This is a genomic window from Mycobacterium sp., assembly GCF_049802695.1.
Classification (GTDB): domain Bacteria; phylum Actinomycetota; class Actinomycetes; order Mycobacteriales; family Mycobacteriaceae; genus Mycobacterium.
In genome coordinates this window covers 1-9,294 of the sequence record NZ_JBARMY010000005.1, presented here as the reverse complement: position 1 = coordinate 9,294, position 9,294 = coordinate 1, and the positions used below count along the sequence as shown (strand labels likewise).

11 protein-coding genes and 1 tRNA gene are annotated in these 9,294 nt (G+C 64.8%); 5 read left to right on the top strand and 7 right to left on the bottom strand.

Annotation, left to right across the window (positions count from 1 at the left end; genetic code table 11):
• Positions 1–1,114, top strand: a 1,114-nt coding sequence (locus WA317_RS00300; RefSeq protein WP_425171130.1) for an FUSC family protein, incomplete at its 5' end; no start/stop codon positions are given.
• Between the two features lie 26 nt (positions 1,115–1,140).
• Here the strand turns inward: WA317_RS00300 and WA317_RS00295 are convergent.
• From WA317_RS00295 to WA317_RS00285, 3 genes are all read right to left on the bottom strand, one after another.
• On the bottom strand, positions 1,141–1,590 hold the full coding sequence (locus WA317_RS00295; RefSeq protein ID WP_425171129.1) for a universal stress protein: 450 nt from the start codon (positions 1,588–1,590) through the stop codon (positions 1,141–1,143).
• Between the two features lie 72 nt (positions 1,591–1,662).
• Complete coding sequence (locus WA317_RS00290; RefSeq protein WP_425171128.1) at positions 1,663–2,076, bottom strand: DUF1707 domain-containing protein; 414 nt, start codon at positions 2,074–2,076, stop codon at positions 1,663–1,665.
• A gap of 92 nt (positions 2,077–2,168) precedes the next feature.
• On the bottom strand, positions 2,169–2,621 hold the full coding sequence (locus tag WA317_RS00285) for a nuclear transport factor 2 family protein (RefSeq protein ID WP_425171127.1): 453 nt from the start codon (positions 2,619–2,621) through the stop codon (positions 2,169–2,171).
• 118 nt (positions 2,622–2,739) lie between these two features.
• Here WA317_RS00285 and WA317_RS00280 point away from each other — a divergent pair, with 118 nt between their 5' ends.
• Entirely contained in the window at positions 2,740–3,381 is a 642-nt protein-coding gene (locus WA317_RS00280) for a TetR/AcrR family transcriptional regulator (protein ID WP_425171126.1), read from the top strand.
• On the opposite strand, the gene WA317_RS00275 is transcribed toward WA317_RS00280, so the two are convergent.
• Positions 3,353–3,435 (bottom strand) — tRNA-Tyr (locus tag WA317_RS00275). The two genes, WA317_RS00280 and WA317_RS00275, sit on opposite strands and share 29 nt — an antisense overlap.
• Positions 3,436–3,515: 80 nt before the next feature.
• On the opposite strand from WA317_RS00275, the gene WA317_RS00270 reads away from it, so the two are divergent.
• Complete coding sequence (locus WA317_RS00270) at positions 3,516–4,007, top strand: YajQ family cyclic di-GMP-binding protein (RefSeq protein ID WP_425171125.1); 492 nt, start codon at positions 3,516–3,518, stop codon at positions 4,005–4,007.
• A gap of 22 nt (positions 4,008–4,029) precedes the next feature.
• The gene (locus tag WA317_RS00265) at positions 4,030–5,532 is read left to right on the top strand and encodes a flavin-containing monooxygenase (protein WP_425171124.1); all 1,503 of its coding nucleotides are present in this window, start codon (positions 4,030–4,032) and stop codon (positions 5,530–5,532) included.
• Here WA317_RS00265 and WA317_RS00260 read toward each other — a convergent pair whose 3' ends face one another.
• The gene (locus WA317_RS00260) at positions 5,533–6,855 is read right to left on the bottom strand and encodes an adenylate/guanylate cyclase domain-containing protein (protein ID WP_425171123.1); all 1,323 of its coding nucleotides are present in this window, start codon (positions 6,853–6,855) and stop codon (positions 5,533–5,535) included.
• Between the two features lie 108 nt (positions 6,856–6,963).
• On the opposite strand from WA317_RS00260, the gene WA317_RS00255 reads away from it, so the two are divergent.
• On the top strand, positions 6,964–7,989 hold the full coding sequence (locus tag WA317_RS00255) for an NAD(P)H-dependent glycerol-3-phosphate dehydrogenase (protein ID WP_425171122.1): 1,026 nt from the start codon (positions 6,964–6,966) through the stop codon (positions 7,987–7,989).
• Positions 7,990–8,068: 79 nt separating this feature from the next.
• Here the strand turns inward: WA317_RS00255 and WA317_RS00250 are convergent, their stop codons facing one another.
• Positions 8,069–8,410, bottom strand: coding sequence for a type II toxin-antitoxin system HicB family antitoxin (locus tag WA317_RS00250; RefSeq protein WP_425171121.1), 342 nt, complete (start codon positions 8,408–8,410; stop codon positions 8,069–8,071).
• 87 nt (positions 8,411–8,497) lie between these two features.
• On the bottom strand, positions 8,498–9,294 hold a 797-nt coding region (gene htpX / locus WA317_RS00245), incomplete at its 5' end, for a zinc metalloprotease HtpX (protein ID WP_425171120.1).

Below are 9,294 nucleotides of genomic sequence, written 5' to 3'. Positions count from 1 at the left end.
CATCGGGGAATCGCCGCCGCCGCCGGCCCCTTCTGTTAGCGGCCAGGGCAGACAGCGGCTGCGGCCGACGACTCGTCAAGCCATCCAGGTCGCCGTCGCCGCCTCCTTGGCGATCGTCGTCGGCGAGTTGGTGTCGCCATCGCGCTGGTACTGGGCGGTGATCGCCGCGTTCGTGATCTTCGCCGGCACCAACACCTGGGGCGAAACCCTCACCAAAGGGTGGCAGCGGTTGCTCGGCACCGCGCTCGGTGTGCCCTGTGGGGTGCTGATCGCCACGCTGGTATCCGGCGACCGGATGGTGTCGCTGGTGCTGATCTTCGTGTGCTTGTTCTGTTCGATGTACTTCATGCGGGTGGCCTACGGCCTGATGACCTTCTGGATCACCACCATGCTGGCGTTGCTCTACGGCTTGCTCGGTGAATTCAGCTTCGGCCTGCTGATGCTGCGGATCGAAGAAACCGGCATCGGCGCCGTCATCGGTGTAACAGTCGCAATCTTGGTGTTGCCCAGCAACACGCAAACGGCGGTGCGCAACGACGCCCACGCCTTTCTGACGACGTTGGCCGAACTGATCGAAACGTCGGTGGCCACGATCTTCGGTGACGATCCGCCCGGGAACCCGATCGAGAAGGCCCGCGAGCTCGACCGGAATCTGCAGCAGTTCCGCGCGACCGCCAAGCCGTTGACCGCCGGGGTCGCCGGCATTTCCGGGCGGCGCAGCATCCGCCGCGGGCTGCGGGTGCTCACCGCATGCGACCGCTACGGGCGGACCCTGGCGTGGAACAGCGGACGGTACGACAACGCCTCCCCGCAGTTGATCCGCGTCGTGGACTCGGCCGCCGAACAGATTCGCCGCAACATCGAGGCGCTGGAAACCATCCGCGACCATCAAGCCACCGTCGTCGCGGCGGCGGACTTGTTGGACGCCGCCGACAGTTTGGCCCGGCATGCCGACGACGATCCCGAGCCCGGGTCTCACACTCGCCGACTGCTCACCGCGCTGCACGCGCTGCGCCAGCTGGACCGCGCCATCGTCACTGAAGCGATCGACTTGGGCGCCGTCGACGCCGGGAAAATCAGGCGCAGAGCCTCGGCGACCGAGAACTGGGTGTAACGAAGGGCGTCACGTTGAGCCGGGGTTCAGTCTTTCGTCTCGGCGATCAACACCTCGGTCTTCGCGCGGTGACGAATGGCCGACGGAACCGAGCCCAACAGGCGCCCGGCGACCGAGTTGAGGCCGACGTTGCCGACGACCAACAGGTCGGCGTTGACTTCTTCGACGAGGTCTACCAGCACGTCGACCGCCGCGCCCTCGATCGGCCGCTCCTCGACGTCCTTGGCGCCGGCAGCCTTTGCGCGGTCACTGGCCTCGCGGAGCTGCGCGTAGACCGGCGCGTTGCCCTGGGTCTTGTAGCTGTCGTCTTTGGGCTGATCGGGCTCGGCGGCCTGGTCGTTGTCTTCTGGCAGGAAGGCCGAGGCGATGATGAGTTTGGCGTCGGACTCGGCTGCGATCTTCGCGGCTTCGTCCACCGCACGAAATGACGACTCCGACCCATCGGTGCCGACCACCACGACCTTGTAGTCGCCCATTGTCCCTCCTGGTGTTGACTGCCCCGAAACACTAACCCGCGAAGGGGTGCGCCGGACGTCGGATTGCCGGGATCAGTTGCTCAAGCTGCGGCGGCGTGTGTATTGACGAATCGGCACCGCATGCGACACCAGGCCGATACCGGCGCCCAGGATCGGCCAGACCGGCCAGAAGTACCAGGCTCCGGCGGTAAGGGCGACCGCCGTCCAAACAGTCAGGACGATCAAGCACATCGCAAGGTACGCAGCGAGGTGAATCTTGACACCCGTGCGGGCTGCGGCGATGCGCCGGGCTCGCCGGCGCGGGTCTCGCCGGTCGATGCGGTGGATCGGCAGGTCGTCGAGCAAGCGGTCGAGCGTCCCGGCGGTGTCGGCCTGCACGGCCTGTTGCAGACGCGTGTCGTACTCCTCCATCGACAGGTAGCCCTGGCTGAACGCCTGGCCGAGGCGGTCGACCGTGCGCTCGCGCTCGGGGTCGCCGACCCGCATGCCAGGGTCTGGTGCGGGGCGGTGACGCACCGACCGCGGTTCCAACGTGGACAAGGTGTGATACATGGCGGGCTCCTTGGGTGTGATGTCGTTCAGCTGACGATGGGCGCGGCGAGTGCTTCTTCTACGCCATGCGCCGCAAGAACTTTCAGAGACTCGGCAACGACCTGCGAGTCCTCATTGGCGTCGATCTCGACGACCTTGCCCCACCGCATCCGCACGACATGCACGCCGTGGTTTTGGTAGGGAGACCCGTCGACAAGGGTTTGAGTTGCGGTCCAGCGGATGATGATCGTGGTGTCATGGGGCCAGCCCTTCACCCAGACGTCTTGCACCTCGAGGTTCAGGGTCGGCGCCAGGCGGCCCAATCGTTCAAACCAGCGCTTGAGCGCGTCGCGGTCGTGGCGCTCGCCACCTAAGGCGTGCTGACCGCCGAAGCGGTGCCGGATATCGGGGGCACAATCTTTGAGCAGTGCGTCATAGTCCTGGTCGTTGACCCGTTCGAAGTTCTGTGTGGCGATGCGCTTAACAATTGCGTGGTACATAGCGGTTCCATTTCCGTGAAGTCTGCTTTGTCGGCAGGTCTGTTTGACACTGTCAAACTGGGACTAGCCTGCCAGCAGTGTTTGACACTGTCAAGTAGACGGGTGAGAATTTCTGGTCATGACCCCAGCAGCCCGAGACGGTGTCCGTGCAGCGCTACTGGCAGCGGCCCGCGCCGAACTGGTCGAGCACGGCACCGCCGCGATCAGTCTGCGGGCGGTCGCGCGCCGCGCGGGCGTATCGCATGCTGCCCCCAAGTACCACTTCCGCGATCGCGCCGGTCTGCTGACGGCCATCGCGACCGAAGGATTTCTGGCGCTGTCACGCGCGCTGGCCCGCGCGGACGAGCCGGACACGCGCCGACAGCTCGCGGCCCTCGGTGCGGCCTACATCGACTTCGGCCTCGCCAACCCCGCCTTGTTCGAGTTGATGTTCGCCCCCGACCACCTGCACGCAAGTGACCCGGAACTTGTTGTTGCACAACAACAAGCGATCGGGCAGTTGACCTCGACGGTGCAGCGTCTGACCGGCGCGTCGGACGACACACCGACGCTGGCGCTGATGAGCTGGGCGTTGGTGCACGGGCTGGTGGCGCTGACGCGGCACGGGGCCCTGCAGGCGGCTGTCGGCGCAGGCGAGGCCGACGACAGCATGACGCTGGCCTACCGCCTCACCGAGGAGTTCACCGAATACGTCGGTCACGCCCTCGGCCGCGTCGCCGCTGGTGAAAGGGTGGCAGGTCCAGGATTCGAACCTGGGTAGGCGTAAGCCGACGGATTTACAGTCCGCTCCCATTGGCCGCTCGGGCAACCTGCCGTGGGTATTACGCCTAGCAGAGTACAACGAGCGAGTAGACAGAACACAAACGGTCATCATCGATGAGAAGGGACGAAACCATGGCGGATTCCTCGTTCGACGTCGTCAGCAAGGTCGACCGCCAGGAGGTCGACAACGCCCTCAACCAGGCCGCCAAGGAGCTGGCCACCCGCTTCGATTTCCGCGGCACCGACACCAAGATCGCTTGGAAAGGTGAAGAGACCATCGAGCTGACGTCGTCGACCGAAGAGCGCGTCAAAGCCGCGGTGGACGTGTTCAAGGAGAAGCTGATACGTCGCGACATCTCGATGAAGGCTTTCGACGCCGGCGAGCCGCTACCGTCCGGTAAGACCTACCGAATCACCGGCAACCTCAAGCAGGGCATCAGCAGCGAGAACGCCAAGAAGATCACCAAGCTGATCCGCGACGAGGGGCCCAAGAACGTCAAAACTCAGATCCAGGGCGACGAAGTGCGTGTCACCAGCAAGAAGCGCGATGACCTGCAGGCTGTCATCGCGATGCTCAAGGACGCCGACCTCGACGTGGCGCTGCAGTTCGTGAACTACCGGTAGCAGCGGCGAAGCGAGGCTTGCGGTGACAGTGACCCCTGACGAGGCCGGATACTTCGACGTCGTCATCATCGGCGCCGGCATCTCCGGGCTGGGCGCCGCCTACCGGATCGCCGAGCGCAACCCCGGCCTGACCTACACCATCTTGGAGCGGCGGGGGCAGATCGGCGGCACCTGGGACCTGTTTCGGTATCCCGGTGTGCGTTCGGACAGCAGCATCTACACGTTGTCCTTTCCCTACGAGCCGTGGACCCGCGCGGAGGGCGTAGCCGACGGCGCGCATATCCGCGAATATCTGGAAGAGACCGCCCGCAGGCACGGCATTGACCGCCACATTCGGTTCAACAGCCATGTGCGGTCGGCGGATTGGGATTCGCGAACCGACACGTGGACGGTGACCGCCGAGCACGACGGCGCGGCAGGTCAGTGCTTCAAGGCCTACCGCGCCCGGTTCGTGTTCTTCGGATCCGGCTATTTCAACTACGACGAGGCCTACCTGCCCGACTTTTCCGGCGCCGAGCACTTCGGTGGCGCCGTGGTTCATCCGCAGCACTGGCCCGAGGATCTGGACTACGCCGGCAAGAAGATGGTCGTGATCGGCAGCGGGGCGACCGCGGTCTCACTCATCCCGTCGTTGACGCAGAAAGCCGCCAAAGTCACCATGCTGCAGCGGTCGCCGACCTACCTGATGGCATCGTCGAAGTACGGCAGGTTTGCTGCCGTCTCGCGTAAAGTCCTGCCCCGCAGCGCCGCTCACCTTGCCATCCGGATGTACAGCGCGCTGACCGAAGCGGTGTTCTGGTTCTTGTCACGCAAACTCCCGCGATTCGTCAGGTGGCTGATCCGCACAAGGGCGGTCAGCAGTCTGCCGGACGGCTACGACGTCGACACCCATTTCAAACCGCGCTACAAGCCGTGGGACCAGCGGATGTGTCTGATTCCGGACGCCGACCTCTACGTCGCGATCAGTGCGGGCCGCGCCGGGGTGGTGACCGACCACATCGACCATCTCGATGCCACCGGCATCGTGCTGACGTCCGGCGGCCACATCGACGCCGACATCATCGTCGCCGCCACCGGCCTGCAATTGCAGGCGCTCGGCGGTGTCTCGTTGTCCATCGACGGGGCCGAGATCAAGCCGCAGGACCGCTTCGTCTACAAGGCACACATGCTCGAAGACGTGCCCAACCTGTTCTGGTGCGTCGGCTACACGAACGCCTCCTGGACGCTGCGCGCCGACATGACCGCGCGGGCGACCGCTAAACTGCTGGCGCACATGGGCTCTCACGGATATACACACGCATACCCGCATCGCGGCGACGAGCCGATGCCGGAAAAACCCGCCTGGGACATCCAGGCGGGTTATGTGCTGCGCAACCTGCACGCACTGCCCAAGAGTGGCACGCGGCGGCCGTGGAACGTGCGGCAGAACTACTTCGCCGACGCAATCGATTACCGGTTCGACCGGATCGACGAGGCGATGGTGTTGGGACATGCGCCGGTCGGGCAGTTTCTCGTACAAGGGTGATCAGCTATCGACCGCCGCAACACGGCCGATGTCGGCGTTTCGGCGCCCGATCAAATACCAGGTATGCATAACGCCCTTGCCTTTGACCTCGACGTCGCCGCGTTCCTCGAAGACGAAGTCGTGTGTGAGTCGTTCGTAGACGTCGTGCGGTACCTGGATGCGGCCCTCACGATCGGTCGATTCCATGCGTGAGGCGACGTTGACCGCGTCACCCCAGACGTCGTAGAAGAATCGGCGCGCGCCGACGACGCCGGCTACCACCGAGCCGGCGGCCAGACCGATGCGCAGCGGAACCGGGCGGCCGTTCGGATCCCGCAGGTTCGCCACCGTATCGGCGATGTCGAGCGCGAGATTCGCCAGCGCCTCGAGGTGGTCGGGCCGCGAGGTGGGCACACCGCTGACGACCATGTAGGAGTCACCGCTGGTCTTGATCTTCTCCAGGCCGTGGCGATCGACCAGCCGGTCGAGCTCGGTGTAGAGCCGGTTGAGGAATTGGACCAGATCCGCCGGATTGGTGGCACTGGCCCGTTGGGTGAAGCCGGCGATATCGGCGAACAGAATCGAGGCGTCGTCGTACTTGTCGGCAATGATGTCGACGTCCGGATCTTTCAACTGCTCCGCGATGCTGGCGGGCAGGATGTTGGCGAGCAACGACTCGGATCGTTGGTATTCCAGCTCGATGACCTCTTCCGCGCGGGACATCTCACGCAGCGCGTACCAGACCGTCGCGACGACCATTCCGCAGGCCGCGAGTAATGCGAACGCGAAGTTCAAGGTGACGGCCCAGGCCGGCCGTATCCCGGTGTCGTACGGAACAACGACTTGCAACGTGACCGCAAGCGCAGCGCCAATGGCTGCGAGGCTAGCCGCCAGCGCGATGTGTTCGACACCGAGCAGCAACACCACAAGCGGAGCCGTCACGAGAAAATAGAATTGCAGGCCCGAGCCGGTACCCACCGACCAGCAAATGACGAAGATCGTGACGTAGGTGCAGCCGATGAATGTCACCGGCGCAGCGAATTCGCCGAACCGGTGTAGCAGCGGCACCAACGCAAAGACCAGTGCGGGTAGAAGGTAGGTGACCGCGACGCGCCGAAGGCCCAGCCCGGTGACAAGCCCGAAGCTGAGGCCGAATCCTGTGGAGAGCACCGCCGCTGACAACGTCGCGAGGTTGAGTACCCGCAGCCGACGCGCGACCCGTTGGCCGAAGTGCTTGTCACGTACCGGAACGGTCGCGTACCAGCGCAGTCCCGCAGTGTACGTCGACCGGCGAAGCGGGCTTCTGGGCCGGACCGGTGGCGGGCTTGCCGCGTTGGCCGCCATCTTCCTACCTTATTAATTGCACAGCTGGATAACACCTGAATTTGACATCGCATCCCTAGTTGCTCAACTCCCGGTCATACGTCCGCCATCGGCAATACGCTGATCGCCATGGCAGCTGCAATGCGCGAACCGAATGTCGTCGTTCTGGGTGGGGGTTCGTGGGGCACCACCGTCGCGTCCATCTGCGCCCGCCGCGCACCGACGCTGCAGTGGGTGCGCAACAAGGAAACCGCCAAGGACATCAGCGACAACCACCGCAACTCCCGCTATCTCGGTGACGAGGTCGAACTAAGCGCGGGCCTGCGCGCCACCACCGACTTCGCGGAGGCCGCCCAGGCCGCCGACGTCGTGGTCATGGCCGTGCCGTCGCACGGCTTCCGCGAGGTACTCACCGAGCTGGCCGCCGAGCTGCGGCCCTGGGTTCCGGTGGTGTCACTGGTCAAGGGCCTCGAGCAGGGCACCAACATGCGCATGTCGCAGATCGTCGACGAAGTGCTGCCCGGCCATCCCGCCGGCATGCTGGCCGGCCCGAACATCGCCCGGGAAGTGGCCGAAGGCTACGCGGCCGCAGCGGTGCTGGCGATGCCCGACCAGCACCTGGCCGCCCGGCTCGCGCAGTTGTTCCGCACCAAGCGTTTCCGCGTCTACAACATCGACGACGTGCTCGGCGTGGAGATGGCCGGCGCGCTGAAGAACGTCTACGCCATCGCGGTTGGCATGGGCTACTCGCTGGGTATCGGCGAGAACACCCGCGCGATGGTGATGTCCCGCTCGGTTCGGGAGATGTCGAAGCTCGGTGAGGCGATGGGCGGGCAGCGCGACACGTTCGCCGGGCTGGCCGGCATGGGTGATCTCATCGTCACCTGCACCAGCCAACGCAGCCGCAACCGGCACGTCGGCGAGCAGCTCGGCGCGGGCAAACCGATCGACGAGGTCATCGAATCGATGAACCAGGTCGCCGAAGGCGTCAAGGCCGCCAGCGTTGTGATGGAGTTCGCCGACAAGTACGGACTCAACATGCCGATCGCCCGCGAGGTCGACGCGGTGATCAACCACGGCGCCACCGTCGAAGACGCCTATCGCGGATTGGCGGCCGAGACGCCCGGACACGAGGTGCACGGCGCCGGGTTCTAGCGTTCACCGGCAACAGAAGTCACCTCCGCACCAACAACCGACCATGACATGGTGCTGAGAACTGATGTCTTATGCGATATCACCAGTCGGGCGAGGGAGGCGGACGGTCCGCCAGCTTCTGGACCACCCATTGGTTCATCGACACATTCTGTTCCGCGGCTTCGATGGTGAGGCGGGCGTGCAGTGCCGGCGACGTCCGGACTACGAATTTGCCGCCGTACTGCCGTTCGGTGAGCGGGGCTGGGACGTCGAACTCCTCCCGCCGCCGTTCGGCGATGTGCTCGTCAACAGCTTGCTCGACGCCAGCGATCGCGTCCTGTGCAGTCGGCGCCCACTGCGACAGCGACGGGAATTCGATGCATCGACCCACGTATTCGCTGGTGGTCGGTGACCATTCAACTCGGTAAGTGTAGTGATTCACGCTCGGGTGATATCACATGCGAGATCAAACTACGAGTGGCAATGTCTTCTGGCCGAGTGAGCTGCGAGGCTGATGTGACGACGGGGATCAGCTGCGGCCCATTTCCTCGAGTCGGCGGATCCGGTCGGCGATCGGTGGGTGCGTCGAGAACAGCGACCCGATCCGCTCCCCGGCCCGGAACGGGCTGGCGATCATCAGATGTGCCTGGCTGGCCAGTTGCGGTTCCGGTGGCAGCGGCGCGGCTTGCACGCCGCTTGAGATTTTGCGCAGCGCCGACGCCAACGCCAGCGGGTCACCGGTCAGCATCGCCCCGGATTCGTCGGCCTGATACTCCCGGGAACGTGACACCGCCAACCGCACCACCGTCGCCGCGATCGGCCCCAGCAACGCAACCAACATCAATGCGAACGGATTCTCCTCGTCCCGGTTGTTGCTGAACATTCCGGCGAACATCGCCACGTGGGCCAGCGCAGTGATGATCGACGCCAGCGCACCGGCGATGCAGGAGATCAGGATGTCGCGGTTGTAGACGTGCGACAGCTCGTGGCCCAGCACAGCACGCAACTCGCGCTCGTCGAGGATGCGAAGGATCCCGGTGGTGCAGCACACCGCGGCGTTGCGCGGGTTGCGGCCGGTGGCGAACGCGTTGGGCGCCGCTGTGTCGCTGATGTACAGCCTCGGCATCGGCTGGTGGGCGTTGGTGGCCAGCTCACGCACGATCCGATACATCGCCGGCGCCTGCACCTCCGACACCGGTTGTGCATGCATGGCGCGCAGCGCCAGCTTGTCACTGTTGAAGTAGGTGTAGACGTTGATGCCGATGGCGAACAGCATTGCCAAGAACAACGCCGTTTTGCCGAACAACCCTCCGACGAACACGATCA

Bases quoted from the DNA above. Each gene is read 5' to 3' on its own strand.
- WA317_RS00270 (WP_425171125.1), top strand. From the start codon at position 3,516: ATGGCGGATTCCTCGTTCGACGTCGTCAGCAAGGTCGACCGCCAGGAG.
- WA317_RS00290 (WP_425171128.1), bottom strand. From the start codon at position 2,076: ATGCGGGTCGGCGACCCCGAGCGCGAGCGCACGGTCGACCGCCTCGGC.
- WA317_RS00255 (WP_425171122.1), top strand. From the start codon at position 6,964: ATGGCAGCTGCAATGCGCGAACCGAATGTCGTCGTTCTGGGTGGGGGT.
- WA317_RS00285 (WP_425171127.1), bottom strand. From the start codon at position 2,621: ATGTACCACGCAATTGTTAAGCGCATCGCCACACAGAACTTCGAACGG.
- WA317_RS00295 (WP_425171129.1), bottom strand. From the start codon at position 1,590: ATGGGCGACTACAAGGTCGTGGTGGTCGGCACCGATGGGTCGGAGTCG.
- WA317_RS00260 (WP_425171123.1), bottom strand. From the start codon at position 6,855: ATGGCGGCCAACGCGGCAAGCCCGCCACCGGTCCGGCCCAGAAGCCCG.
- WA317_RS00280 (WP_425171126.1), top strand. From the start codon at position 2,740: ATGACCCCAGCAGCCCGAGACGGTGTCCGTGCAGCGCTACTGGCAGCG.